29 protein-coding genes are annotated in these 24,414 nt (G+C 36.9%); 10 read left to right on the forward strand and 19 right to left on the reverse strand.

Going from position 1 to position 24,414, the window contains the following annotated elements; all coding sequences use genetic code 11:
• The first annotated feature begins 27 nt into the window (after positions 1-27).
• Complete coding sequence (locus B4F31_RS00535) at positions 28-462, forward strand: hypothetical protein (RefSeq protein ID WP_075327378.1); 435 nt, start codon at positions 28-30, stop codon at positions 460-462.
• On the opposite strand, the gene B4F31_RS00540 is transcribed toward B4F31_RS00535, so the two are convergent.
• On the reverse strand, positions 459-872 hold the full coding sequence (locus B4F31_RS00540) for a hypothetical protein (protein WP_075327379.1): 414 nt from the start codon (positions 870-872) through the stop codon (positions 459-461). The genes B4F31_RS00535 and B4F31_RS00540 overlap by 4 nt on opposite strands.
• Positions 872-1,285, reverse strand: coding sequence for a hypothetical protein (locus tag B4F31_RS00545; protein WP_286760343.1), 414 nt, complete (start codon positions 1,283-1,285; stop codon positions 872-874). The genes B4F31_RS00540 and B4F31_RS00545 overlap by 1 nt, the downstream gene beginning before the upstream one ends.
• Before the next feature lie 285 nt (positions 1,286-1,570).
• Here B4F31_RS00545 and B4F31_RS00550 point away from each other — a divergent pair, with 285 nt between their 5' ends.
• From B4F31_RS00550 to B4F31_RS00560, 3 genes are all read left to right on the forward strand, one after another.
• Positions 1,571-2,245 (forward strand): TIGR02117 family protein, encoded by a 675-nt coding sequence (locus B4F31_RS00550; protein ID WP_075327381.1) that lies wholly within the window; start codon positions 1,571-1,573, stop codon positions 2,243-2,245.
• Between the two features lie 107 nt (positions 2,246-2,352).
• Complete coding sequence (locus B4F31_RS00555; RefSeq protein WP_075327382.1) at positions 2,353-3,057, forward strand: TVP38/TMEM64 family protein; 705 nt, start codon at positions 2,353-2,355, stop codon at positions 3,055-3,057.
• A 120-nt stretch (positions 3,058-3,177) separates the two neighbouring features.
• Positions 3,178-4,479 (forward strand): erythromycin esterase family protein, encoded by a 1,302-nt coding sequence (locus B4F31_RS00560; RefSeq protein WP_198036115.1) that lies wholly within the window; start codon positions 3,178-3,180, stop codon positions 4,477-4,479.
• Between the two features lie 75 nt (positions 4,480-4,554).
• Here B4F31_RS00560 and rimO read toward each other — a convergent pair whose 3' ends face one another.
• Complete coding sequence (gene rimO / locus B4F31_RS00565; protein ID WP_075327383.1) at positions 4,555-5,904, reverse strand: 30S ribosomal protein S12 methylthiotransferase RimO; 1,350 nt, start codon at positions 5,902-5,904, stop codon at positions 4,555-4,557.
• Between the two features lie 523 nt (positions 5,905-6,427).
• Between rimO and B4F31_RS00570 the strand changes: the two genes are divergently transcribed.
• The 4 genes from B4F31_RS00570 (at position 6,428) to B4F31_RS00585 (ending at position 10,574) form a co-directional block, all read left to right on the forward strand.
• Positions 6,428-7,561, forward strand: coding sequence for a P1 family peptidase (locus tag B4F31_RS00570; protein ID WP_286760344.1), 1,134 nt, complete (start codon positions 6,428-6,430; stop codon positions 7,559-7,561).
• Between the two features lie 215 nt (positions 7,562-7,776).
• On the forward strand, positions 7,777-8,382 hold the full coding sequence (locus B4F31_RS00575) for a hypothetical protein (protein ID WP_286760345.1): 606 nt from the start codon (positions 7,777-7,779) through the stop codon (positions 8,380-8,382).
• Positions 8,383-8,655: 273 nt separating this feature from the next.
• Complete coding sequence (locus tag B4F31_RS00580) at positions 8,656-9,159, forward strand: YkgJ family cysteine cluster protein (RefSeq protein WP_075327386.1); 504 nt, start codon at positions 8,656-8,658, stop codon at positions 9,157-9,159.
• Positions 9,160-9,419: 260 nt separating this feature from the next.
• Positions 9,420-10,574, forward strand: a complete 1,155-nt coding sequence (locus tag B4F31_RS00585) for a porin (protein ID WP_286760346.1) — start codon at positions 9,420-9,422, stop codon at positions 10,572-10,574.
• A 52-nt stretch (positions 10,575-10,626) separates the two neighbouring features.
• Here B4F31_RS00585 and B4F31_RS00590 read toward each other — a convergent pair whose 3' ends face one another.
• From B4F31_RS00590 to B4F31_RS00640, 11 genes are all read right to left on the reverse strand, one after another.
• The gene (locus B4F31_RS00590; RefSeq protein ID WP_286760347.1) at positions 10,627-11,487 is read right to left on the reverse strand and encodes an aminotransferase class IV; all 861 of its coding nucleotides are present in this window, start codon (positions 11,485-11,487) and stop codon (positions 10,627-10,629) included.
• Positions 11,488-11,667: 180 nt separating this feature from the next.
• Entirely contained in the window at positions 11,668-11,949 is a 282-nt protein-coding gene (locus tag B4F31_RS00595) for a hypothetical protein (protein WP_075327389.1), read from the reverse strand.
• Positions 11,950-13,569, reverse strand: coding sequence for an amidase family protein (locus B4F31_RS00600; RefSeq protein ID WP_286760348.1), 1,620 nt, complete (start codon positions 13,567-13,569; stop codon positions 11,950-11,952). It lies immediately after the preceding gene.
• Positions 13,570-13,649: 80 nt separating this feature from the next.
• Positions 13,650-14,603, reverse strand: a complete 954-nt coding sequence (ftsY, locus tag B4F31_RS00605; protein ID WP_075327391.1) for a signal recognition particle-docking protein FtsY — start codon at positions 14,601-14,603, stop codon at positions 13,650-13,652.
• Positions 14,604-14,832: 229 nt separating this feature from the next.
• Positions 14,833-14,985 (reverse strand): DUF4295 domain-containing protein, encoded by a 153-nt coding sequence (locus tag B4F31_RS00610; RefSeq protein ID WP_075327392.1) that lies wholly within the window; start codon positions 14,983-14,985, stop codon positions 14,833-14,835.
• Positions 14,986-14,991: 6 nt separating this feature from the next.
• On the reverse strand, positions 14,992-15,174 hold the full coding sequence (gene rpmG / locus B4F31_RS00615) for a 50S ribosomal protein L33 (RefSeq protein WP_075327393.1): 183 nt from the start codon (positions 15,172-15,174) through the stop codon (positions 14,992-14,994).
• A 25-nt stretch (positions 15,175-15,199) separates the two neighbouring features.
• Complete coding sequence (gene rpmB / locus B4F31_RS00620) at positions 15,200-15,439, reverse strand: 50S ribosomal protein L28 (protein WP_057480126.1); 240 nt, start codon at positions 15,437-15,439, stop codon at positions 15,200-15,202.
• A 275-nt stretch (positions 15,440-15,714) separates the two neighbouring features.
• Positions 15,715-16,977 (reverse strand): competence/damage-inducible protein A, encoded by a 1,263-nt coding sequence (locus tag B4F31_RS00625; RefSeq protein WP_093306156.1) that lies wholly within the window; start codon positions 16,975-16,977, stop codon positions 15,715-15,717.
• Positions 16,974-17,315 carry an Hpt domain-containing protein gene (locus B4F31_RS00630; RefSeq protein WP_075327395.1) on the reverse strand — a complete coding sequence of 114 codons (342 nt, stop codon included), beginning with the start codon at positions 17,313-17,315 and terminating at the stop codon, positions 16,974-16,976. Before B4F31_RS00630 ends, B4F31_RS00625 begins: the two co-directional genes overlap by 4 nt.
• A 4-nt stretch (positions 17,316-17,319) precedes the next feature.
• Positions 17,320-17,934, reverse strand: coding sequence for a fumarylacetoacetate hydrolase family protein (locus B4F31_RS00635; RefSeq protein WP_286760349.1), 615 nt, complete (start codon positions 17,932-17,934; stop codon positions 17,320-17,322).
• A gap of 18 nt (positions 17,935-17,952) precedes the next feature.
• A complete protein-coding gene (locus B4F31_RS00640) occupies positions 17,953-18,729 on the reverse strand; it encodes a 3'-5' exonuclease (protein WP_093306154.1) in 777 nt (258 codons plus the stop codon).
• Between the two features lie 229 nt (positions 18,730-18,958).
• On the opposite strand from B4F31_RS00640, the gene B4F31_RS00645 reads away from it, so the two are divergent.
• A complete protein-coding gene (locus B4F31_RS00645) occupies positions 18,959-19,378 on the forward strand; it encodes a BLUF domain-containing protein (RefSeq protein WP_075327398.1) in 420 nt (139 codons plus the stop codon).
• Between the two features lie 164 nt (positions 19,379-19,542).
• Here B4F31_RS00645 and B4F31_RS00650 read toward each other — a convergent pair whose 3' ends face one another.
• The 4 genes from B4F31_RS00650 to recR form a co-directional block, all read right to left on the reverse strand.
• Complete coding sequence (locus B4F31_RS00650) at positions 19,543-20,883, reverse strand: dihydrolipoamide acetyltransferase family protein (protein WP_093306149.1); 1,341 nt, start codon at positions 20,881-20,883, stop codon at positions 19,543-19,545.
• 212 nt (positions 20,884-21,095) lie between these two features.
• Entirely contained in the window at positions 21,096-21,377 is a 282-nt protein-coding gene (locus B4F31_RS00655; RefSeq protein WP_093306147.1) for a type II toxin-antitoxin system RelE/ParE family toxin, read from the reverse strand.
• A 91-nt stretch (positions 21,378-21,468) separates the two neighbouring features.
• Positions 21,469-21,636, reverse strand: coding sequence for a hypothetical protein (locus tag B4F31_RS00660; RefSeq protein WP_156858152.1), 168 nt, complete (start codon positions 21,634-21,636; stop codon positions 21,469-21,471).
• A 36-nt stretch (positions 21,637-21,672) separates the two neighbouring features.
• Positions 21,673-22,290: a recombination mediator RecR gene (gene recR / locus B4F31_RS00665; protein ID WP_075327401.1), complete on the reverse strand. Its 618-nt coding sequence runs from the start codon at positions 22,288-22,290 to the stop codon at positions 21,673-21,675.
• Between the two features lie 184 nt (positions 22,291-22,474).
• Between recR and B4F31_RS00670 the strand changes: the two genes are divergently transcribed.
• The gene (locus B4F31_RS00670) at positions 22,475-23,920 is read left to right on the forward strand and encodes a sodium:solute symporter (RefSeq protein WP_286760350.1); all 1,446 of its coding nucleotides are present in this window, start codon (positions 22,475-22,477) and stop codon (positions 23,918-23,920) included.
• Here B4F31_RS00670 and B4F31_RS00675 read toward each other — a convergent pair.
• A complete protein-coding gene (locus tag B4F31_RS00675; RefSeq protein WP_075327403.1) occupies positions 23,891-24,253 on the reverse strand; it encodes a CoA-binding protein in 363 nt (120 codons plus the stop codon). The genes B4F31_RS00670 and B4F31_RS00675 overlap by 30 nt on opposite strands.
• Positions 24,254-24,414: the final 161 nt, after the last annotated feature.

A 24,414-nucleotide genomic window follows, 5' to 3' on the forward strand; every position in this document is an offset into this window, starting at 1 on the left:
AGAGATTAATTCTATTAATTTTGACTTATGAAAAAGATATTTTTACTCCCAGCAATAGTATTATTACTTAGTTGCACTAACGAAGCGGAAAAGGAAAAAACAAAATTGCGAATAGATAATCTTGAAGCCGATCTTAACGATTTAAAGATTGAAAATGATTCGCTGGAAAAAGAATTAAGATTATTGAAAAGTCGGAATCCTATAGTTTTTACTGAAGACTTTGATACGATGCAAAACCCTGAAACTTTTATTGTAACCTCTTTAGAACGAAATGCTCAACTTATTCCTAAAGAATCTGTTTTAGGCGGAACGATGCGTTTTATAGATACTGAAATTTTGAATCAGCGTTTTATTTGGGCCGCTTACGAAGATGGGCATATAGCCGGAGAAGCTATTTTTCAATATAAATTAAATAAAGCTGATAGTATTGATTTTAAACTGGTTTCAAAAATTAGAGATTAGGCCATAATCTGCTTCCCAAATTTTTCCCGCAGTAAATCTAAGTCCTCTTCTAAAAATCCTTTTAATTCAACCATATCTCCTTTAGCTTTTGGAGCTTTAATAATCAAGTGGTAATTGCTTACGTGAATATTTAATTCCGGGCCAAATTTATAAGTTTTAGGTTTTTGATGTAACCTCGCTAGAATCAATTTTTCATCGTCCCAGGCAATATATTCTGTATTTCTATCTTTTTGTTTATACGCAAGCCAGGAATACAGTAAACCGGAAACTAAATACAGGGAAGATATTAAAATCGCTACACTTCCCTCAACAAAAATATAGTTTGCCAGGCCCAAAAGAAGCCAGAAAACCGCGAGAATAAAGTATAGATTCTTCTTAAAAAAGCTGGTATGTTTTACTATTTTTTGCATCAGGCAGTCGCTAAAGTTTGCGCGGGAATCAATTCGGTTTTTAGTTTTTCAATATCGGTTTCGGTATAAGCTTTAAGCTCCACCATAGTACCATCAACCGGTCCCGATTTAATAGTTAGATTAGTTGATGAAACATTAATTCCGTCAATATTCTCCCATTTATAAGATCGTGTGCTTTGCTGCCACTCACTAATCTCTATTTTTTCATCATCCCAGCTTATAAATTCTAATGCCAGATCTCTTTTCAAATATCCTACAACGGCATAAATGAGTCCGATAAGCGTGTAACCATAAGCCATAACGTCCATGACCTGAAAAATAATAATTAAAACTCCCATTAATCCCCAAATTCCTCCCATAATGAAGAAATAGTTTCTTCGGAAAAAAGTGACTTTTTTAGAAATTTGTGGCATAAGTTTTAGAATATTACAGGAAAGATAATAATTATTTTAAAAATTTAAACTGAATAAAATAATGATGACTTTCAAATCCATAACAAAAACAAAAGCTGAATTTTCCATGATATAATCTTTGTCATTCTGAGGTACTAAGCAATCTGTAGACCATTAATAGAATTTGACAGATTACTTCACTCCGTTCGTAATGATGATTAATTTTATAAAAAATGACCTATTTACGTTTTATTCTTATCAAACTAGAAATATGATAAACTGAACGAAATTCAATATCTTAAAAGAATGAAACAAGCTTTACGCTACTTCTTCAAATTCCTTTTGATCCTTTTATCTCCCGTTATAGTTTATCAGGTGATGGCATTAATTGGTTCGTTAATTCCCGTAAATTCTAAATTTGAAACTAAAAACGCAAATATTGATATCTACCTCTATAAACAGGATATGCATACCGATATTTTGCTTCCGGTACATTCTAAAATCATCAATTGGGATAGCATATTTAGACCTAAGCACACCCTATCAAATCCGCAGAATTCTGAATTTATAGGGTTTGGTTGGGGTGATCTTAATTTTTACCGAAATACCCCGCAGTGGGAAGATATAAAACTCAATGTTGCTTTTAAAGCGCTTTTTCTAAGATCACAAAGTGCATTACACACGCAATTTTATCAAAAAGTACCAGTTTCAGAAAACCTGGTTAAAATTTCAGTTTCAAAAGATCAATATAAAAAGCTAACTGACTATATTTTAGAAACTGTAAACGCTGAAAATAAGGGAGAAATTCAACCTGTTTCAGGTTTACACTATTATCAGGATGATGCGTTCTATTTAGCTGAAACTTCTTTCCACCTTTTTAAAACCTGTAATACCTGGACGAATTCTGCATTAAAAGCCTCCGGACTTAAAGCCTGTTTATGGACGCCATTTCCGCAGGGAATTTTCTATCAGTATAATTAAAACAGAGAGCCAAAAGGAGGGGAATTTCTACTTTAAAAGCTATTAAGTTTAAAATCAATCTTATATAATTTTGTAACTTTTTATTTCTATTTAAAATTATATAAGGTTTGAAGAATTCAGCTTCCAAATATTCTTCTTTTATTCTTTCGGGGGTAATATTACTTTTATTACTAACAGCTTACTTTACACTCCCAGGTTTCAAAGACTTTGTAGATACCACTGTAAGGGTTTTAACCAACGGTAATACAGAAATAACCCGGGCATATTTCAAGGATTTTGGCGTTTGGGGGCCGGTAGCTATTATTCTGTTTATTATTCTTCAAATGTTCTTAATTATTTTTCCTTCCTGGATTCCCATAATCGTGGCGGTTATGGCTTACGGTGTTTGGTGGGGAAGCCTTATTTCATTAACGGGTGTGGTACTTGCTTCCTATATTGGATATTTTATTGGCGAAAAATTAAAAGGTGTATTTCTTACTAAAATATTTGGGGAGGATAATTTGAAGAAAATGGATTTCTGGATTGGAAATTATGGATTTGGATCGGTAATTCTATTCAGGATTTCCCCCTTTTTATCTAACGATTCTATCAGTTTTATCGCGGGTATGCTGGGAATGGATTTAAAAAAGTTTATTTATGCCACCCTCTGCGGAATGGTGCCTTTAACTATAGCCATCGCTTATTTTGCTGAAGACCCTTCTAAATTAAAAGACGGGCTCTACTGGATAGGTGGAATAGGATTGGTTGCCTATCTTATTTATATATTACTGGATTATAAAAAAAGGAAGAGGAACAGCAACTCCAAATCCTGAAATTCTTATCAATAACTTCTCCTCTTAATCTGAAGGATTTTATACTTTTTTTATAATCTCCCAAAATCCTGTTTTCTGCATAAATGCTTATCTTAAGACTATTAACCTAATATGCTAAGTTTGTCTTCAGATAAAATTCAAAAGCCTGAAATTGAAAAATTTTATCACCGGCTGGAAAATTCTGCCGATTTAGATCCTTTACTGGAAAAAATAGGAGATGCAAAATATGTACTTCTGGGGGAAGCCAGTCATGGAACCCACGAATATTATACCTGGAGAGCACAAATATCAAAACGTCTTATAAAAGAAAAAGGATTCTCTTTTATAGCGGTTGAAGGAGACTGGCCAGATTGTTATAAGATCAATAAATGGATTAAATCTTATAAGAATTCAGGAGAAAATATTCAGGAGGTATTAAAAGAATTCAATCGCTGGCCTACCTGGATGTGGGCAAATTGGGAAATTGCCGCTTTTGCAACCTGGTTAAAAGATTTTAATTTGAAGAGAAAGCAGGAAGAAAAAATTGGATTTTATGGTCTTGATGTCTATAGCCTCTGGGAATCTATGAATTCTATAGTTAATTATCTCCAGCAAGAAGACCCGGAAACGGCTGAATTAGCAAAAGATGCTCTTAATTGTTTTGAACCTTTTAAAGCAAAAGATTCTTATGCTTCTGTTTTCTCTACTTCAAAAGGAGATTGTAAAAATGAGGTGGTACAATTGCTAAAACAAGTGAGAGAAAAAGCGCATAGTTATGACGGCGCAGAAGAAGCAGGTTTAAATGCCGAGCTAAATGCTTTGGTTATGGCAAACGCTGAAAAATATTATAAAGCTATGGCCGGGTTTGGTGACGATTCCTGGAATGTTCGCGATCGGCATATGGTTGAAACATTAAACCGACTTATGGATCATCACCCTGATGGGGCTAAAGTGATTATCTGGGAGCATAACACTCATATTGGAGATGCAAGGGCTACAGATATGGCCGCAAGCGGTTTGGTAAATGTTGGCCAATTAGTAAGGGAACAGCACAGCAAAGAAGGTGTGGTACTGGTTGGTTTTGGTTCTTATTCAGGATCTGTTATGGCCGGTAGAAACTGGGGTGCACCCATGCAAAAAATGAAAGTTCCAGAAGCAATCCCAAACAGTTTGGAATATAGATTACATAAAAGCGGGGCGGAAAATAAACTTATGATTTTTGATGAAGATCAGGAATTAAATGATGCTTTTTCTGAAAAGATAAAACACCGTGCGATTGGGGTAGTTTACCACCCGGAAAGGGAGCGTGGCAATTATGTTCCGTCAAGAATATCGGCTCGTTATGATGCATTTATCCATATTGATAAAACCACGGCACTGCACCCTTTAAAATTGCAACCACAAAATGAATTAACACCAGAAACCTATCCTTTTGGAATTTAATAAATTCAAAGCGGTAGATTTCTCCCTTAAAATGACTAAGCTTTTCACCCAAACGGAAACTAAAGCCAGGAGATTTTAAACGCTCTTTACTTTCAATTCCTTTCTTTGTGGTTTTGGAGCTGCGTGAATTGGTTCCGCATATAGATCGAAATCAGCGGCATCGGTCACTTTTACTTCGTAGAATTCCCCGGTTTTTAAGTAAACGGAAGTGGCATCGATTAAAACTTCGTTATCCACATCCGGTGAATCAAACTCGGTTCTACCTACAAAGTAGTTTCCTTCTTTTCTATCGATCACCACTTTAAAGATCTGACCAATTTTTTGCTGATTTAATTCCCAGGAAATCTGGCTCTGTATTTCCATAATCTGGTTGGCACGATCTTGTTTTACCTCTTGTGGCACATCGTCTTCCAAATTATAGGCGTGTGTGTTTTCTTCGTGAGAATAAGTAAAGCAGCCTAAACGCTCAAAACGCATCTCCTCTACCCAATCTCTCATTTCCTCAAACTGCTCCTGGGTTTCTCCCGGATAACCTACAATAAGTGTGGTTCTAATGGCCATTTCAGGTACATACTTCCTGAAATCTTTTAGCAGTTTTGTAGTTTTTTCGCTCGTAGTTCCGCGCCGCATAGATTTCAACAAATCAGTATTGATATGCTGCAACGGAATATCTATATAATTACATATCTTAGGCTCACGCTTCATCACATCCAGCACATCCATTGGGAAACCGGTTGGGAATGCATAGTGCAAACGAATCCACTCAATGCCTTCAACCTTAGCCAGGTTTTCAAGCAATTCGGCTAAATTTCTTTTCTTATAAAGATCAAGCCCGTAATAGGTTAGATCTTGTGCGATAAGTATTAATTCTTTTACGCCATTTGCCGCAAGATTCTTCGCTTCTGTAACCAGGTCTTCAATTGGAGTCGATTTATGGCCACCGCGCATTAGCGGAATCGCACAAAAAGAACAGGGCCTGTCACAACCTTCGGCAATTTTAAGATAAGCGTAATTCTTAGGTGTTGTGGTTAGACGCTCCCCAAGCAATTCGTGTTTATAATCGGCTTCCAGCGCTTTTAATAAGCCGGGAAGTTCTGTAGTTCCAAAATACTGGTCTACATCAGGGATTTCTTTTTGAAGATCTGGCTTGTAACGCTCGCTTAAACACCCGGTTACAAAAACTTTATCTACCTCTCCCTGTTGTTTTTGTTCTACAAACTCCAGGATGGTATTCACCGATTCTTCTTTGGCATTGTCTATAAATCCGCAGGTATTAATCACCACAATATTGCCGTCCTGCTCGTGCACCACGTCTTTATTGTTGCCCTTAAGCTGCCCCATCAACACCTCACTATCATACACATTCTTGCTGCAACCAAGGGTTACTACATTAATACGGTTCTTCTTTATCGACTTTGTCCTCATAATTATATTGTATTTTCAAAGCTGCTTCTAAATCTTTTTTTCGTCAAGCTGAACTTGTTTCAGACTTTATCCCGAATTTGCTTCGGGATTCTAATATGATTGCATTGTGACCAACCTAGATCCTGAAACAAGTTCAGGATGACGTTTTAAAAACTTTTTTACAGTCTCCCAAAAGCGGGTGCAAAGATACAATCTATAATTTGAACTACAGCAGGTTAATATTGAAAGGAATAGCATAGAATATATTTCTCTATGTTCTTTTTTGCATTGCTCAAAAAAGAACCAAAAAACGCCAGACTTACTTTTCTCTCCTTGAAAACACTACGCTGATTGCCTATCTTGCTCATTGCAACCGCTGCGCCAGGCAATGCTTCACTGCCCACCGTTTACAATCAGCCTGGTTTTGCTACGGAAATAAAATTAGGCCGTTATGGTTAAAAACCCGTTCAGTAATTTCAAAATATACCATAAGAACTATTTTGTAACTTTCCATTCTTTGAACAACTCAACAATCGAATCGTTAATGAAAAATTATATCCTCCTCACTTCCCTCCTGTTTTTAATGCTGAATACCTTAAACGCACAGCAGCGTGTAGAAGAAATTCCGTTGAAAATTGGGGTAATGCAAAGAGGAACGCTAAACGCGATTACCGATGTTGAAGGGGTAAAAGTTGGGCATACTACGCTGGTTAAAGGAGATTCGGTGCGTACCGGCGTGACGGCCATTCTTCCGCATGGTGGGAATATTTTTCAGCAGAAAGTACCCGCAGCGGTTTTTGTGGGAAATGGCTTTGGAAAACTGGCCGGCAGCACACAAATTAATGAACTGGGAAACCTGGAAACTCCTGTGATCCTTACCAACACCTTAAACGTTCCCACCGCGATGGATGCGTTGATAAAATATACACTAAACCTGCCCGGCAATGAAAACGTGCGCTCGGTAAACGCTGTGGTAGGCGAAACTAATGACGGCTATTTAAACGATATTCGCGGACAACATGTGACCAATGCAGATGTAATTTCAGCAATTCAAAATGCAAAAATCGGGAAAGTGACTGAAGGAAATGTTGGCGCCGGCACGGGTACCATCGCTTTTGGTTATAAAGGCGGGATTGGCACAGCTTCCCGAAAACTGCCTGAAAGCCTGGGCGGTTATGCTTTAGGTGTTTTGGTGCAGAGTAATTTTGGCGGGGTTTTGCAAATTGCCGGCGTACCGGTGGGACAAAAGCTGGGAAACTACAGTTTTAGCAATAATTTACAGAATAATGTAGACGGTTCCTGTATGATGGTGGTAGCTACCGATGCACCACTGAACAACCGAAACCTGGAACGCCTGGCTAAACGAGCATTCCTCGGACTCGCAAAAACCGGTGGAATTGCTTCCAACGGCAGCGGCGATTATGTGATCGCTTTTTCTACTGCGGAAGGTGTGAGGGTTCCGTATAAAATAGAAACTAAAACCCTGGAGCAAGAACTGGTTCCCAACGATTTGATGTCACCGCTTTTTATGGCTGCCATTGAAGCCACCGAAGAAGCCATTTTAAATTCTTTATTTATGGCCGAAACCACTACCGGATTTAAAGGCCGAACTATAAAAGCTTTACCTAAAGAGGAAGTTTTACAATACTTAAAAGAAGCCGGGGTTTTGGAAGATTAGCACTAAGGTTGTTTTAATTATTACCGATTCATCAACAAAACTCGCTATTGTATTAATAAAAAAGTTAAAAACCTGTTGGTAAATAGCCCAAAAATTACGGTTTCCCACAGTTTTAAGCCTTGACAATAATTTATATTTGAAAAGCTAAGCATATCCCGGTAGGCTTTTAGTTAAACCTTTGGTTTAAACGGGATAAGAAGAATTGTAGCGCATTTATGAAGACAATTTTTAGAATAATAGTTCCAATAATCTTAATTGCAGTATTTGTAGTTCTAAATATTATTGATAAAGTTAATTGGAAAGCAACAGATTATTTGAGTTTTGGAATGATAGTTCTGACTTATTTCTATGTAGTATTTACTTGGGAAATGTTACAAAGAATAGAAACTCAGAATTATTTAGAAAAGAGACCATATATAATTGCAGATTTTTACAAAGAAAGACAAGTTTTAAAGATTTATGTAGAGAATATTGGTAAAACACCTGCAAAAAATGTCAAAGTTAAATTACAACCAGATATAGTTACCTTTCAAAGTAAATCTTTAAATCAAACTCTATTTGAAAATCCAATCCAATTTTTTCCGCCAGGAAAAAAAGTTGAAACTGCAATTAATTCTATGAATACATTTTTCAAAGAAGAAGAAAATAGAAATTTTCAAATTAAAATTCTCTACGAAGATGTTGCTACAAATAAGGAATTTAGCGAAGTAATTGATATTGATTTAGATCATTTAGCACAAGAGAATGATATAATAACTAAGACAACCCATGATTTAGTCAAAAGTATTGATAAACTTACTAAAGAAATTAAGAGAACATAAACGCGCAACAATAACAACGATCACTTGCCAATAGCAGATAGCGTTAGAAAATAATTAACTTGACCAACAAACCAGGTCTAAGCCAACAATGCGCGTCACTACACCCGCCAACTTACAAACCATAACCGTTAGCCACCAATTCAAGTCAGAAGACTAAAAAATTTCAATTAAAAACAAATACGGAAATTATACCTGCGTAAACGGCTATGTTTACACTACATTAGCCGGATATGAATAAGCAATTTATATTAGACAGCTTAAAATTCAGGAAATATGAGTGACCCAACAAATATCTGTTTGGCTTGTGGTTTATGTTGTGATGGTACTTTAATTGGTTTTGTACAGCTCGATAGAGAAGAGCTAGCACCAGTAAAACAGCTGATGGATATTGAACAAACGGGTGAAAATGGAATGTTTTTTCTACCCTGTAATGAACTTGGCTGCAATGGTTGTAATATTTATTCTCAAAGACCGAAAGCATGTAGAAATTTTGAGTGTGGAGTTTTGAAATCTGTAGAAAAAAAGGAGTTGACTTTTGATAAGGCCACTGAAGTGATTGCTGTAGTTAAGCAAAAAAAGATAGCTATTGAAAAACAAGTAGCAACTTTACAAATTGAACTACAATCCAAATCATTTCACTTTAAAACGCTTGAATTGAAAAAGTTGCTTCGGAAAGATAAGTCTGAATTATCCTTATCAGAAAACCACCAGGAATTGAAATTGGAGCTCGAGGAACTTGAGGAGTTATTATCAAAGAGTTTTGGTGTTTCGTTTTAATCAAGAACCTCGGGGCAAGCCCACGAGGTATGAGTGGAAAAATTATCTTTTCGTTCGAGGCAAGCCTCGGAGCATTTAAATCTCGATTATCGAGTAAAAAAGAAGAAGCCTGAAAACTATTTTCCCGGAAACAATAGACGCCAGCAATCGGCAAACATTTGCTAAAATTCCAGAGCTTTTCTAATTGTTAGTTAAATTTTAGTAGATTTATAAAGATTCCTAAGGAATAATTTCCTTTCTAACCCATACTTCCAATTCTTATGGTAAAATCATATTTAATAAGTCTGCTTTTATTAATTCCCTTGTTGGGGTTCTCGCAACAAAAAGACAGTCTGGGTGAACCTCTTATCCCATCAAACAAAATAGAGCTCTTAAAAAATATCAATTTTACCTTCGGTATGCGTATGGGATTCCAGGCATATACCTTTAGAGGTGGAGATAACTATTACAATGGGATCCAATTTCTTAATGGTTTTACGGCTCTGGGAATTTCCGGAAAATTACACGAAAGGGTAAATTTTACATTTAGAAACCGCTTTAATAGAAATAGCGATGTACAAACCCTGGATAGATTAGGCAGCGATATAGAACTGGCGTTTATAGATATTAAAGCCAGCCCAAAGCTGAATATTAGACTTGGAAAAATGAATCCATTTTACGGCGGTTATGAATACGAGTTCAGTCCGTTGTATGTTTTGGAATATAATGATGTTTACAACAATGTTTTGGCTTTTGTTACCGGGGCCGGAATTACCTACCAGGCTTTAGAGAATCATAATTTTGGTTTCCAGGTTTTAAACTCCCGAACGATGCATTACGATGATCTGTATGGGGATATTGTTGCTGAAAATATCCAGGAACCAGATTGGCCGGTGGCTTTTGTGGCAAACTGGCGCGGAAGTTTTTTTGATGGTAAACTGGAAACCATTTATAGTTTAAGCCATTCTTATGAAGTTAAAAAAAGAGGAACTACTTTTTTTACTTTAGGACACAAATATCAAAACAAGAATTTCAGCCTAATGTATGACTTTCACTACAGTTATGAGGAAGTAGATACAAAAGGCATTCTCACCAGTATTGTTGATGACGAATCTATAGCCGAAGATGTTTTATATATAGAAAACTGGATAAGGGCAGAATACCGTTTTAGTCCAAAATTTACCGGTTTACTAACGCTAATGACGAGCAGTGCCTACGATGATATAAAAGCAAGCAATGAGCACATAAGACGAAGCTACGGAATGATCCCAACCGTGTATTACAGCCCATTTAAAAATATTGATCTCCGGTTTTTCTTTGCTTATATTGGCCGTTATTTTGATTATTCTGAATTTGCTACACAAAATTTTGATGTCTCCAGTTATAATAAAAATGAAGTAAGGATTGGTTTTATTGCTCCGTTGTTATTATTGTAATCGAGTTTTTCCTTTTATTTTTCTGAATTCTATGAACGGATTATTATAAAACCTACTCCCTCGTCCTCTTAATAAAAACCTCCTGTAATTTTTTTGTAAGGCTGTCTTTTTGAGCGCTGTAGACTTTTTTGTTTTTGTGAGTAATAGAACTTATAGGAATAATTTGCGTGGTGGTGCCGGTAACAAAGATTTCCTCTACTTCTACCAATTCGTCAATATGTACAGGTTTTTCAACCACTTTTATATTTAAGTCGGCACAGATGTTAATCACCTCGGCGCGGGTAATACCAGAGAGTATCTTATGGCCTTCGGGATGGGTATGTACTACGCCATATTTTACAAAAAATAAGCTGGAATGCGAACCTTCAGTAAAATAACCTTTGCGCACCAATAGGTTTTCGGCAAACCCGGCAGCGATGGCTTCCTCGTTGGCCATAACATTCGCCAAAAGTGCTGTCGACTTTATATCGCAGCGGTGCCAGCGTTTATCTTCTGTGGCTATTACTTCCCAGGTTTTCTTTTCAAAACCTTCTAAAGTCACGGGAAAGGCGTACAGCAACACGGTGGTTTCAATCTTCTCGGGAACAAAATGGCTTCGGGCGGCAACTCCCCTACTTACCTGTATATAAACCGCCGCATCAGCTTCATTTAAATTGGCGCGTTCTATAGCTTCGTACATTAATTTTTCAAGGGAAAATGCATCAAAAGCAACCTGTATCTCGTCCAGGCAATATTGCAGGCGTTTTAGGTGTTCTTTCAGCTTAAAGCCTTTTCCATTATAAAATGGAGTTACTTCATAAATTCCGTCGCCAAACATAAATGCACGGTCAAAAACCGAAACAAAAGCCTCATCGGGTTTCAGCCATTTTCCGTTTAAATAAACTTCCGAAGGGTACTTTTTTTCAGGTTTCATAGTAATAGATTTGTTCTCCGTAAAAAGTCATAATTTAAAATGGTCGTCATCCTGAACTTGTTTCAGGATCTAAGTTGAGTGTATCCTCATGCTATGTTAGATGCTGAAATATCCCGAAGGGTCGGGACAGCATGACGATTTATTCATGATTTTGACCATATGAGTAAAAACGGACATACTTTAATTAAAATACTGGTGCAATTGCTGCAGCCATTGCATTTCGTAATACCGAACTATACTTATTACAATTACCCCTGCAGCTACATAAACCCAGGAATAAGTATCGCGTTTAAGCATAATCCCGCCTATAACGGCAAAAATCACAAATGGAATTGCCATAATAAGGTTTGGCATGGGCCAAGCGTCCTGAAATAAAACGGCAATAATCTTCATAGCGCCATAAAATATGCTGTAGAACAAAATGATCTTGCTAATTAGCGCTTTCAAATTCCGTTGTTTCATTTACTCGTAATTTTTTGGGGATTGTCGACGTTTGGAAGCCTTTTCGTAAGCAAAAGCCCACTGATAAAGTTTATTTTCTTCAGATGATTTTGCGAAAAATGTAAGACCTTTTGGGGCGCCATCTTTGTTATAACCCATAGGAACGGTAATTGCGGGATAATGAGCAACCGCTGCGAAACCAGCGTGATAATTATTTATGGATAAAATTCCGTCTAAATTGTGTTCCTGCATGGGAGTATCAAAATACTTTTTTCCTTTCTCGCTTAAATCATTCTTTATAGAATCAAGATTGGTAGAATCAGCCGACTCGTGTAAGATTCCATCAAACAGGGTTTGGCCGTACGGCATTCTGCTCACAGAATCTTTTAAATTGAATTTCACAATATCGTCTACCGAAGCAAAACCTGTTTTACCACCATATTTTTCAAAATACTCGGGTAGATCTTTATTCATATCCAGGCTTAGCAAACGCAAAAAGTTTTCCAGCTCAATTTCTTCGGCTTCAAATTCTACAATTTCGGCTCCTGCATTTCTTAGATCGTTCACCGCCAGTTTGTAAAGAGAATCCTCTTTTATTAATTGTTTAAAAGCACCAAATCGTTTTCCTTCCAAACTTGTATTTTCAAAATTGAAATCGGTATCCTCTACTTCTACTGAAAGCGTATCTTCAACATCTTTCCCAGTCATTGCTGAATATAAAATTGCATTATCTATAACTGATTTTGACATAGGTCCGGGAGTATCTAAATAGCTGGAAATAGGCACAATCCCACCCCGACTTAAATTACCGATAGTTGGTTTTAACCCTACTACCGAATTCTGGCTGGAAGGCGAAAGAATAGATCCTGAAGTTTCAGATCCTACTGCTACAGGAGCAAGATTTGCCGCCACCGCCACTGCACTACCCGAACTGGAACCACCGGTATCAAAAATCTTTCTTCCGTATGGGTTTAAGGTTTGTCCGCCAACCGCCGAGTAACCGCTGGGACATTCTCCACAAAAGAAATAAGCCCATTCACTTAGGTTGGCTTTTCCAAGAATTAGGGCACCGTTTTCTTTTAATTTTTGAACTATAAAAGCATCTTCGGTCTGATTATTTTGCAACGCAATAGCTCCCGCTGTTGTTGGCATATTTTGCGTATTGATATTATCTTTTAACAAAACCGGAATTCCGTTAATCAAATGATTTTCTGCTGAATTATTTAATTGCTTATCTTTTTTTCGTGCTTCTTCCAGCAAGTTTGGATTCAGAGAAATAACCGAGTTTAAGGAAAGTTCATTCTCACGGTCAATTTTTTTAATTCGATATAAGTAAAACAGGGAAAGTTCCTCGTAAGTAAGCTCCCCCTTTTTGACTGCTTCCTGGATTTCAGGAATATTTTTATCGAAAATAAGCGGTTTTATCGATTGATATTTTTCTTCAGAAAATTCTGCTAAATCGTTTTCAAAAGGAGACCAAAGAGAATCCTGGGAAATATTTTTTGAATCTAAAACTTTAAATTCCTCTTCCTTTTCGGTTTTTAGCGAGTCCTGGGTTTCGGTATTTTCAGCTTCAGAATTTTTATCATTTCCGCAGGAAATTAAAGCGGGAAGCAGAAGAAGGAATAAAAGTTTTTTCATTTATTATAATTTTAAAAACTGGAGGTTAAATGAAATATTAATCAATAAACTACCGATTTTCCGGGCACCGAAAAATAAGCTTACTGTCTGAAGAAAGAATCTACAAATTCGTATTTATTAAAAACCTGCAAATCTTCTACACCTTCACCTACACCAATATATTTAACCGGAATTTTAAACTGATCGCTTATACCAATTACAACGCCGCCTTTTGCTGTACCATCTAATTTTGTAACGGCAAGAGAAGTTACTTCTGTAGCCGCTGTAAACTGTTTTGCCTGTTCAAAAGCATTTTGCCCGGTAGAGCCATCTAAAACCAATAGAACCTCGTGCGGAGCATTAGGAATCACCTTTTGCATTACACGTTTTACTTTGGTAAGCTCGTTCATTAAATTCACTTTATTGTGAAGTCTCCCGGCGGTATCTATAAGCACTACATCTGCGTTTTGTTTTACTGCGCTTTGCACGGTATCAAAAGCAACAGAAGCAGGATCGCTGCCCATTTTTTGGCGCACTATAGGCACATCGGTCCTATCGGCCCAAATTTGCAACTGGTCTATGGCCGCTGCTCTAAAAGTATCGGCTGCCCCTAAAACAACTTTTTTCCCGGCGCTTTTAAACTGGTGAGCAAGTTTACCAATTGTAGTAGTTTTACCTACGCCATTAACGCCAACCACCATAATTACATATGGTTTTACATCTGGCAACTGGATATTTGCTGCTTCGCCAGTTTCAGATTCAGAAAGCAGGCCGGCAATTTCCTCCCGCAGTATTTTGTTAAGCTCTTCAGTACCCAAATATTTATCACGAGCTACGCGATCTTCAATTCGGTTTATAATTTTAATGGTAGTAGCCACACCAACATCACTGCTTACCAGTACGTTTTCCAGATCGTCTAAAACTTCTTCGTCTACTTTGGTTTTACCGGCAACGGCTTTACTCATTTTAGACATAAAGCTGGTTTTGGTCTTTTCCAGCCCTTTATCCAGGTTTTCTTTTTTGTCTTTAGAAAATATCTTTTTAAATAAACTCATTTTTTGGAAGGTTTAAAATCAACAAATTCTGGAAATGTTTTCCCGAAATTTTCAGCTGTAAATATAAGCAAATTACTTCGAGGCAAGCCCACGAAGCATTAAGAAGAACTAATTTACGATATCGAAACAAATCCCGGAGCATTTAAATTTCGATTATTGAATAAAAACAAAAAGCCGTCTAGAGTTATCCAGACGGCTTTGTAAATGTTTTCAAGGAAGTTTGCTTAGCTTACTTTTTGTTCAAAAAGTCGTTCACTTCTTCCGGAGCCATAATTTGTTCAACAAAAGTATAGGCACCAGATTTTGGAGATTTCACCATTTTAATTGCTTTGGTCAATCTCTTAGACCCTGTTTGTATCGATGCTACTGATTTCTTAGCCATAACTTATTATTTTATCTCTTTATGAACCGTCATTTTCTTAAGGATTGGATTAAATTTCTTTATCTCCAATCTATCCGGTGTATTCTTTTTATTCTTGGTAGTAATGTATCTTGAAGTTCCCGGTTGTCCGGTAGCTTTATGCTCTGTACACTCTAGTATAACCTGTACCCTGTTTCCTTTCTTTGCCATTGTAATGTGTTTTTATGCTTAAGGATTATTTCTTCAAAAATCCTTTTTCTCTTGCCTCTTTAATTACAGCAGAGATGCCTTTTTTATTAATATCTTTAAGTGCAGATGTAGATACCTTTAAAGTGACCCATTTATCTTCCTCAGGAATAAAAAAACGTTTCTTTACCAAATTGGCATTAAATCTACGTTTGGTTTTGTTCATAGCGTGAGAAACATTGTTCCCAACCATCGCTCTTTTACCAGTAAGTTCACAAACTCTTGACATTGCTCTATTCTTTTCTCGTTATTTCAAAACAGGCTGCAAATTAACGATTTTTTCACCTAACAAACAATATTAATTTAAAAAAATATTCCAGCTTTTTGAAATATGGAAATCAAGTCTATTTCTTAGCTAAAAACTCCCTGTTTTTGTTGTGTTAGAAAGCGAACAAACTTTTTCGCTTTGCAAATTTAGCCATTTTTGAAGCAAAAACTATTTAAAATACTGAAATTCAAACCTTAATGTAGGTGATTTCAAAACTTTAAAACTAAAAAATGTGATTAAGGATAGGTCTTTATTTGCTGAAATAACTCTTCCCGAATCATTTCCATGCTTTTGTTTACCGCCTTCCCAATTACTTTATCCCGATGATTCCCAAAGATGAATTTTTTAGCATAAACCTTATTTGGGGCGGCAATTCCTATAAAAACAGTACCAATTTCGGCATCGCTGTCTCCTTTTGCCGGCCCTGCATTTCCGGTGGTAGAAATGGCATAATCGGTTTTAAAAAGATCTCTCACATTTTTTGCCATAGCCATTGCCACTTCCTCACTCACCACCGAGTGTTCTTCTATTAGCTTTTTATCTATTTGTAAAATATCTTCTTTAACACTCGTGGCGTAACTTACCACGCTGCCTTTATAATAATTTGATGCGCCGGGAGGTGTGGCAAATAAATTGGCCAATTTCCCACCGGTACAACTTTCCGCCGTGGATATACTGGCATTAATTTTTAGTAATAATCTTGAAATTTGAATTTCTATAGGCTCATCGTCTTCATACCCAACAATAATATCGCCTATAATCCCGTGCAAATCGGTAATAAGGCTTTCTACACTGTTTTTAAGATGTTCTTCGTTATCGCCTTTCGCAGTTAAACGCAAACGCACCCTGCCCAGGTTGGGCAAATACGCCAGTTTAATGTATGGCGGGAAATTGTTTTCCCAATCTTCAATTTTATCGGCAATGGCGCTTTCTCCCATCCCGTAGGTTAAAACGGTTTTATGCAGAATAACCGGCCTTTTAAACGTTTGCTGAAGCTTAGGCACAACTTCATCTTCTATGAGCGCTTTCATTTCAAAAGGAACGCCTGGCAAAGAAATATAAGCTTTTTCCTCGCTTTCAAACCACATTCCTGCTGCTGTACCATACTTATTTTTTAAAGCCAGGGCTTTAGAGGGTAACATGGCCTGTTTTCGGTTTAAATCGGAAATTGGAGTGTCTATATATTTATCAAAAAGAAATTCTATATGCTTGAGTACTTCCTCGTTTTTCACGAGTTTATCATTGAAAAATTCGCATAAACAATCTTTGGTAATATCGTCTTTGGTAGGCCCAAGACCGCCAGTAATAATTATGATATCGGCACGGTTTTTAGCCTCGTACAAAGCTTCCAGGATATGACTTTTTTCGTCTTCTACCGTAGAAATTTGTTTTACCGAAATACCAATTTTGTTTAATTCTTTAGCGATAAAAGCTGAATTGGTATCTATAATCTGGCCAATTAGAATCTCATCTCCAATGGTAATTATTTCTGCTTTCATTCCAGTTCAAAATCTCTTTTAAGGGCAATGCTGGCCACATTTACTTTCTTGGTGATTTTAGATGCCGCGGTGGGAACTTCGTCTTTCTTTTTCCCGGCTTTTGCCCAGGCCTCAATCACCTTTACCTCGTCCATAAGTTCCAGGCCAAACAGCTGTAAATTAGGTTTCATTTTATGGGCAAATTGATAAGCAAGATCAGGATTATCGTTAGAAATAGCCTCGTTCATCGCTTCTACATCTGGCGGAATTTCTTCTAAAAAGGTTTGTACCACTATTTTCATGAAATCTTCGTCGCCACCGGCCATTTCTTTAACCTCACTTAAATCGTAGTTGCTCATAGTACTATTTTATTTGAATTGAAAAGATTTGTTTGTCTTCTAAAAATCCGGTTAATCTATCTTCTGGCGTTACTTTGCCAACACCGGCCGGGGTCCCGGTAAAGATAACATCACCTATTTTTAAAGTAAAAAACTGTGAAATATAGGCAATTAGCTCATCTATTTTCCTCAGCATCAATCGGGTATTGCTTTTTTGAACGGTTTCCCCGTTCTTTTCTAAACTAAAGTTAAGCATATTTATATCGCCAACCGCATCTTTGGGCAACCATTTTTCTCCTATTACCGCAGCTCCATCAAAAGCTTTTGCTTTTTCCCAGGGCAATCCTTTGTCCTTTAATTTTTGCTGAAGATCTCTGGCGGTAAAATCTATCCCAAGGCCAACTTCCTCATAATATTTATGCGCAAATTTCTCCTGAATATGTTTTCCTACTTTTTTGATCTTCACCAAAACCTCAACTTCATAATGAACATCGTTAGAAAAATCAGGGATAAAAAAGGGCTGTTTTTTTAATAAAATAGAAGTATCTGGTTTCAGAAAAATTACCGGATCTTCGGGTTTTTCATTTTGTAATTCAGAAATATGATCGGTATAGTTTCTGCCAATGCAAATTATTTTCATAAGTAGGCCTGGTAAAAATTATTTCAACTTGGTATTTAATTTTCTCAATTTTATAGCGGTAAGTACTTTTTTGGTATAAAGTGGAAAATCGGCATTCTGGATCCATCCAAAATAACCCGGTTCCTCCTCCAACACCTTTTCTACATTTTTACCACGGTATTTTCCAAAAGCAAAAACTTCGTTTCCTTTTTTATCATACGCGATAAATCCGGCGAAATCTGCAAATTTATTCCTCGCAGAATAATCGGCAAGGTATTTCATATCATTTTGCAAATCGTCATACCTATCTAACTGCGATTTTAAAACCTCGTAGGTTGCCGTGGTATCTGCTTCAGCACTATGGGCATCTATAAGATCTTTTCCGCAGTAAAACTGGTATGCGGCTGCCAAAGTTCTTTGTTCTTTTTTATGAAAAATAGTTTGTACATCTACAGCCACCACGTTTTTCATTTCAAAATCTATCCCGGCGCGTAGAAGTTCTTCTACCAGTAAAGGAATATCAAATCTATTGGAATTGTAACCACCTAGATCACAACCTTTAATCATATCGTGCACCTGGGAGGAAAGTTCTTTAAACGTGGGCTCATTAGCCACTTTCTCGTCTGAAATTCCGTGAATTGCCACCACTTCTTTGGGAATAGGCATTTCTGGGTTTACCAGCCAGGTTTTGCTTTCCTTGTTTCCGTTAGGAAAAACTTTAAGGATAGCGATTTCTACAATACGGTCTTTTGCCACATTTGTTCCCGTGGTTTCGAGATCAAAAAAACAAATGGGTCTCGTTAGGTTTAATTCCATAAAGGAGCTTGATTTTGGGGGTAAATATACTATAATTTATGGGCTTTGACTTATTAAGCAAGTTTTGAAAAATAAAGATTTACAGCCGTAAAAAATTTAATTTGACAGAAGTTTGAATATTAGAACACATTATTGGATATACAATCTTAATCCCTTTTAAATCACTAAATATTCCTTCAACTAAACCTAATAACATTTTTTATCTTTGAATATATTAAAAAATAACAGGATGTTTAAATACTTAGCATACGTAAGCAGGCAAAGTCACGTGATTACCGATAATGATTTAAAGGAACTTCTAAGTAAATCCCGAACTCGCAATAGCGAAATTGAGGTAACAGGTATGCTAATCTATTTCCACGGAAGCTTTATTCAATACCTGGAAGGAAAAGAGGAGAATATTGATAGCCTATATAATAAGATTGCTGAAGACAGGCGTCACCAAAGTGTAACTGAAATAGACTCAGGTTTTAGTGAAAAACGCGCGTTTTCTGAATGGTCTATGGCGTTTAAAAAGCTACAAAAAGATGAAGCTTTTGAAATTCTTGGTTATAAAGACCTGGAAACAGCGCAGCTTTTTGACAATTACCAAAGCCCGGATGAGCACCCTGCTTTAAACCTATTAAATAACTACGTAAAGAATCTTTGAAAGCAGAAAAACTAAAAAAATCGTCAAGCTTGCCCGAAGCTTCGGGATGTTCAGCTTCTAATACGTTTGAAATACCAACATCTTAGATCCTGAAACCAGTTCAGGATGACGGCTAAAAAAACCGGCTAATCTTAGCCGGTTTTTTCTTTGAATATTCTTTGAATTTATATCTCCCGGTCTTTGTCAAATCCTTCAAGATATTGGGCTACACGTTGTACAAATTGGCCTCCAAGCGCTCCATTTACAACCCTGTGATCGTAACTGTGAGATAAGAACATCTTATAACGAATTCCAATAAAATCGCCATCTGGCGTTTCTATAACAGCCGGCACTTTTCTAATGGCTCCCAGGGCAAGAATTGCAACTTGCGGCTGGTTAATTATAGGAGTTCCCATAATACTTCCAAAAGTTCCTACGTTGGTTACGGTATAAGTCCCCCCCTGAATATCGTCTGGCTTTAATTTATTCTGGCGTGCCCGATTAGCAAGGTCATTGACCCTTTTAGCAAGGCCAACAAGGTTAAGCTGATCGGCATTTCTAATTACCGGTACTATTAGGTTTCCATCTGGAAGAGCTGCAGCCATCCCAAGATTAATATTTTTCTTCTTAATGATCTTATCGCCATCTACCGAGATATTGATCAATGGGAAATCACGAATAGCTTTTGCCACGGCCTCCATAAAAATTGGAGTAAACGTAAGTTTTTCTCCTTCTTTTTTCTGAAAATCGTTTTTGTGCTTGTTTCTCCAGTTCCAAATATTGGTAACATCTACTTCGATAAAAGATTGAACGTGGGCTGAAGTTTGAGCGCTATCAACCATATGGTGTGCGATCATTTTACCCATTCGACTCATTTCTATAATCTCGTCTTCTCCTGAAGGAACTACTTTTTCAGACTCGGCTTTGGCGCTGGCCATTTTTCCGGTATCTGCAGAAGGTGCCTGTTTTGCTTTTGGCTTTTGCTTGGCAGAAGTTCCTTTCTCACGGTTTTCAACGTAAGCTAAAATATCATCTTTAGTCACCCGATTATCTTTACCGGTACCTTCTACTTCTTCTAACTCGTCAAGGTCTATACCTTCTTCTTTTGCTATATTCTTTACCAGTGGAGAGTAAAACCTAGAAGCATCAGAAAAATCTTTACTTCCCGCAGTTTCTTTTGCAAACTCTACACTTTCAGCTACTTCGTCAGCATACTCCTCTTCTTCGCTTTCATCGTCAAGATCAAGATCTAATTCATCATCACCTGCACCGGCTGGGATTTCTCCATCAGTTTCAATAATAGCTATGGTTTGGCCTACCTGTACTACATCATCGGTTTCAAAAAGTTTCTCTACCAATTTCCCCTCTACTTCGCTGGGAACTTCGCTATCAACTTTATCGGTAGCGATTTCCAATACCGGCTCGTCGGCTTCAATGGTATCTCCAACTTCCTTTAACCAGTTGGTAATAGTTGCTTCGGCGACACTTTCGCCCATTTTTGGTAGCTTAAGTTCAAACTTTGCCATATCTATAATTGAAAGCTTATTTTAAGGTTTATGCTTGCGAATTTAATGAAAATTCAACTTTAAAAGTATTAAAAAATCAATAAAATGAATTTTCGTTATAAATTTTCTGTTTCAGAAAATATTTTCGCACCTGGGTAAAATTACAATTTCAAAAGCTGAAACTAAATTTTTCAGTAGAAATATTATTGATTAAGTGGAAGTTTATCGGAATCCTATCGTGTATCAAAAACATGGAGAATCCTAATAAGAGTTTGATTTGGAACGCTATAAAAAATAGAATTATGCTTTGTTACCACACATTTATAGAACCTCTTTTCTTTTGAGAGTGCAGGAAACTGATAAAGATTTAACTTAATTAACTCTACCGAATGGTCTAAGGTATTAAAGAAATTTTCACTAACTGTTTTGCTCCAATTATTTTCAAGATAAGCAAGAATATTGTCTAAGTCTTTTATGGCTGAAGCAGCCCAAATAATTTCCCTTTTAGAAGTCATATTTATCTTTTACTCTTCTTGCAACTTCTTTATGAGGAGCTCCTGCTGCACTACCTAAACTTTTTTCAGCATCTTCAATTCTTTTCTTTTGCTAATCAGGCATTAAATCCCACTCCTCATGGTGATAATCGGTTTGCGGTTCCTCAATATTTTCTTGGTGATGAAAATTTTCAAGTAACTCTTTAACTTGAAGCAATTGAGCTTCATTAAGTCCCTCCAACTTTTCAATAATCGCTTTTTTAAATGCTGAAATTTCCATCTGTTTATTTTTTAGCGCGAAGCTCACTTAAAGATATCAATTTTTAGCAGAATTTTCAAACGGAACCCTGTTGGTAATACTTCTTCCTAAAGTCACCTCATCGGCATACTCCAGTTCATCTCCTACCGAAATTCCTCTTGCTATTGTTGAAGTTTTAATACCGATACCTTCCAGTTGCCTGTAAATATAAAAATTGGTAGTGTCTCCTTCCAGCGTGCTGCTTAAAGCAAAAATGATCTCCTCTACTTTTCCTGCCTGTACTTTTTCTATTAAAGGTTTTATGCTAAGCTGAGAAGGGCCAATACCATCCATCGGACTTATTTTGCCCCCAAGAACGTGATAATGCCCCCGGTATTGATCGGTGTTTTCAATAGCCATTACATCGCGAATATCCTCTACCACGCAAACAATTTCTGAATTTCTGGAAGGATTAGCGCAAATAGCACACAAATCTGTATCGCTAATGTTATAGCAATTTTTGCAAAGTTTAATTTCGGTTCTAAGTTTGGTAAGCGCATCTGCCAGTTGTTTGGTCTGCGATTCGGGCTGTTTTAGCATATGCAATACCAGCCTTAAAGCGGTACGCTTACCAATGCCCGGAAGTTGAGACATTTCATCTACAGCCTGTTCCAATAGTTTTGAAGAAAAATCCATACTGCGAATTTATGATTTTTACTCGATAATCTAGATTTAAATCTACCAGCCGGCCAGAATGGAAAAACAATTTTCAGATCCAAATCTTTAGAGCTTGCCTGGAGGTTCTTCATCGTTCCTTTTAAGTAAGCGGGTAAAAGTTTAAGCTTAATTTGTAAATTCGCCACTTCACAAAATCATCGCTATGCAGCCCTACCAGATTTTAATTTTAATCGCCGCTTATTTCGGACTTTTATTTTTAGTTTCTTTCTTTTCCAGTAGAGCGGGTAGTAATGCCGAATTTTTCCGCGCTAACCGGGAATCACCCTGGTATATTGTGGCTTTTGGGATGATTGGCGCTTCGCTTAGCGGGGTTACTTTTATTTCGTTGCCTGGTACGGTAGCTACAGATAGTTTTAGTTATTTCCAGGTGGTTTTGGGTTATACCGTGGGTTATGCAGTGATTGGGCTTATATTATTGCCTTTGTATTATCGGTTAAACCTTACTTCTATTTATTCTTACCTGGAATCCCGCTTTGGGAAATATTCTTATAAAACCGGGGCTTCATTTTTCTTGCTTTCCAGGATTGTCGGTTCTAGTTTTAGGTTGTTTTTAGTAGCAAATGTGTTGCAGCTTATTCTTTTTGATGAATTAGGCGTTCCTTACTATGCTACGGTTTCAGCAACCATTTTCTTAATTTGGTTATACACTTTTAGAAGCGGAATTAAAACCGTAGTATGGACAGACACCCTGCAAACCTTTTTTATGTTGCTGTCTCTTGGAGTAACTTTAATTGTGGTTTCAGATGAATTAGGAATTACGGCCGGAGGAATGATCAATCATCTTTCAGAAAGCGGACTTACAAAAATCTTCTTCTTTGAAGACTGGAAAAGTAGCGATCATTTTATTAAGCAGTTTTTAAGTGGAGCTTTTATTGCGATTGTAATGACCGGGCTTGACCAGGATATGATGCAGAAAAACCTAACCTGCAGAAACCTGAAAGATGCACAAAAAAATATGTTTTCGTTTACTATTGTGCTTACCATTGTAAACATGATGTTTCTTATCCTGGGAGTTTTACTCACCCAATACGCCGATTTGAGCGGAATTGACGCGATTAAAGATGAACTTTTCCCTGCAATTGCAACGGGAGGTGAATTAGGAATTGGTGTAGCTATTCTTTTTATTTTGGGACTTATCGCTGCGGCCTATTCCAGCGCCGATGGTACTTTAACCGCGCTTACTACTTCTTTTAGTATTGATATCTTAAATATTGAAAAACGCTATGAAGAAGCCAAACAAATGAGAATTAGAAAGCAAATTCATATTGTAATCTCTATTTTATTCATAGCCGTAATGCTAATTTTTAAATATGCGATAGCAGATAAAAGTGTGATTAACAAACTGTTTGAATTTGCCGGATATACTTATGGCCCGCTGCTGGGACTTTATACGCTTGGTTTATTTACCAATATTAAAGTAAAGGATAAACTAGTGCCTATAGTTGCAATTCTCGCGCCTGTTTTATCCTATCTAATTAGTATAAACAGCCTGGTTTGGTTTGGGTTTGAATTTGGGTTCTTTATTCTAATTCTAAACGGATTCCTAACCCTGTTGGGATTAATATTGATTCGTACCAAGCATCACTAAAGTACAGGCAATTTCAACTTCAATATTATTTTTTCTCAGAATTTGGTAAAATTCAGGATTTTCTGTTCCGGGATTAAAAATTACTCGCGTAGGATTTAGAGAAACAATATAATCGTAATATTCCTCCTGTCTTGGCGGACCTAAATAAAGGGTAACAGTATCAATATCCTGAAAAGGAATTTTTTCGGTTTCTATTTTTACTCCAGCAACTTCGCCCTTCCTTAAACCAATAGCAACTGTAGGTTGATTATACCTTACCAAACGTTCTATCGCAATATTAGAATAACGGGAACGATTAAGAGATGCGCCGAGTACTAAAGTTTTTTTCTCCATATAACAAATCTAAGGTTTCAGGACAAGTGTAACAAAAATACTTCCCTATAGTCTTTAGGATAGCTTAGTTGCGGGAATATAGATGTGATGGTTAGTAAACCCGTAATTTTAGCGGCCCGTATTTCTAAAATACGGGCTTTTTTTAAAATTCTTTCTAAAAA

Origin of the sequence: Salegentibacter sp. UBA1130 (assembly GCF_002311535.1) — a bacterium.
Lineage (GTDB): Bacteria > Bacteroidota > Bacteroidia > Flavobacteriales > Flavobacteriaceae > Salegentibacter > Salegentibacter agarivorans.

What these genes read in the sequence shown, in the direction of transcription:
- B4F31_RS00535 (WP_075327378.1), top strand. Translation starts at nt 28, where the DNA reads ATGAAAAAGATATTTTTACTCCCAGCAATAGTATTATTACTTAGTTGC.
- B4F31_RS00540 (WP_075327379.1), bottom strand. Translation starts at nt 872, where the DNA reads ATGCAAAAAATAGTAAAACATACCAGCTTTTTTAAGAAGAATCTATAC.
- B4F31_RS00545 (WP_286760343.1), bottom strand. Translation starts at nt 1,285, where the DNA reads ATGCCACAAATTTCTAAAAAAGTCACTTTTTTCCGAAGAAACTATTTC.
- B4F31_RS00550 (WP_075327381.1), top strand. Translation starts at nt 1,571, where the DNA reads ATGAAACAAGCTTTACGCTACTTCTTCAAATTCCTTTTGATCCTTTTA.
- rimO (WP_075327383.1), bottom strand. Translation starts at nt 5,904, where the DNA reads ATGAGGACAAAGTCGATAAAGAAGAACCGTATTAATGTAGTAACCCTT.
- B4F31_RS00570 (WP_286760344.1), top strand. Translation starts at nt 6,428, where the DNA reads ATGAAAAATTATATCCTCCTCACTTCCCTCCTGTTTTTAATGCTGAAT.
- B4F31_RS00575 (WP_286760345.1), top strand. Translation starts at nt 7,777, where the DNA reads ATGAAGACAATTTTTAGAATAATAGTTCCAATAATCTTAATTGCAGTA.
- B4F31_RS00580 (WP_075327386.1), top strand. Translation starts at nt 8,656, where the DNA reads ATGAGTGACCCAACAAATATCTGTTTGGCTTGTGGTTTATGTTGTGAT.
- B4F31_RS00585 (WP_286760346.1), top strand. Translation starts at nt 9,420, where the DNA reads ATGGTAAAATCATATTTAATAAGTCTGCTTTTATTAATTCCCTTGTTG.
- B4F31_RS00590 (WP_286760347.1), bottom strand. Translation starts at nt 11,487, where the DNA reads ATGAAACCTGAAAAAAAGTACCCTTCGGAAGTTTATTTAAACGGAAAA.
- B4F31_RS00595 (WP_075327389.1), bottom strand. Translation starts at nt 11,949, where the DNA reads ATGAAACAACGGAATTTGAAAGCGCTAATTAGCAAGATCATTTTGTTC.
- B4F31_RS00600 (WP_286760348.1), bottom strand. Translation starts at nt 13,569, where the DNA reads ATGAAAAAACTTTTATTCCTTCTTCTGCTTCCCGCTTTAATTTCCTGC.
- ftsY (WP_075327391.1), bottom strand. Translation starts at nt 14,603, where the DNA reads ATGAGTTTATTTAAAAAGATATTTTCTAAAGACAAAAAAGAAAACCTG.
- B4F31_RS00610 (WP_075327392.1), bottom strand. Translation starts at nt 14,985, where the DNA reads ATGGCTAAGAAATCAGTAGCATCGATACAAACAGGGTCTAAGAGATTG.
- rpmG (WP_075327393.1), bottom strand. Translation starts at nt 15,174, where the DNA reads ATGGCAAAGAAAGGAAACAGGGTACAGGTTATACTAGAGTGTACAGAG.
- rpmB (WP_057480126.1), bottom strand. Translation starts at nt 15,439, where the DNA reads ATGTCAAGAGTTTGTGAACTTACTGGTAAAAGAGCGATGGTTGGGAAC.
- B4F31_RS00625 (WP_093306156.1), bottom strand. Translation starts at nt 16,977, where the DNA reads ATGAAAGCAGAAATAATTACCATTGGAGATGAGATTCTAATTGGCCAG.
- B4F31_RS00630 (WP_075327395.1), bottom strand. Translation starts at nt 17,315, where the DNA reads ATGAGCAACTACGATTTAAGTGAGGTTAAAGAAATGGCCGGTGGCGAC.
- B4F31_RS00635 (WP_286760349.1), bottom strand. Translation starts at nt 17,934, where the DNA reads ATGAAAATAATTTGCATTGGCAGAAACTATACCGATCATATTTCTGAA.
- B4F31_RS00640 (WP_093306154.1), bottom strand. Translation starts at nt 18,729, where the DNA reads ATGGAATTAAACCTAACGAGACCCATTTGTTTTTTTGATCTCGAAACC.
- B4F31_RS00645 (WP_075327398.1), top strand. Translation starts at nt 18,959, where the DNA reads ATGTTTAAATACTTAGCATACGTAAGCAGGCAAAGTCACGTGATTACC.
- B4F31_RS00650 (WP_093306149.1), bottom strand. Translation starts at nt 20,883, where the DNA reads ATGGCAAAGTTTGAACTTAAGCTACCAAAAATGGGCGAAAGTGTCGCC.
- B4F31_RS00655 (WP_093306147.1), bottom strand. Translation starts at nt 21,377, where the DNA reads ATGACTTCTAAAAGGGAAATTATTTGGGCTGCTTCAGCCATAAAAGAC.
- B4F31_RS00660 (WP_156858152.1), bottom strand. Translation starts at nt 21,636, where the DNA reads ATGGAAATTTCAGCATTTAAAAAAGCGATTATTGAAAAGTTGGAGGGA.
- recR (WP_075327401.1), bottom strand. Translation starts at nt 22,290, where the DNA reads ATGGATTTTTCTTCAAAACTATTGGAACAGGCTGTAGATGAAATGTCT.
- B4F31_RS00670 (WP_286760350.1), top strand. Translation starts at nt 22,475, where the DNA reads ATGCAGCCCTACCAGATTTTAATTTTAATCGCCGCTTATTTCGGACTT.
- B4F31_RS00675 (WP_075327403.1), bottom strand. Translation starts at nt 24,253, where the DNA reads ATGGAGAAAAAAACTTTAGTACTCGGCGCATCTCTTAATCGTTCCCGT.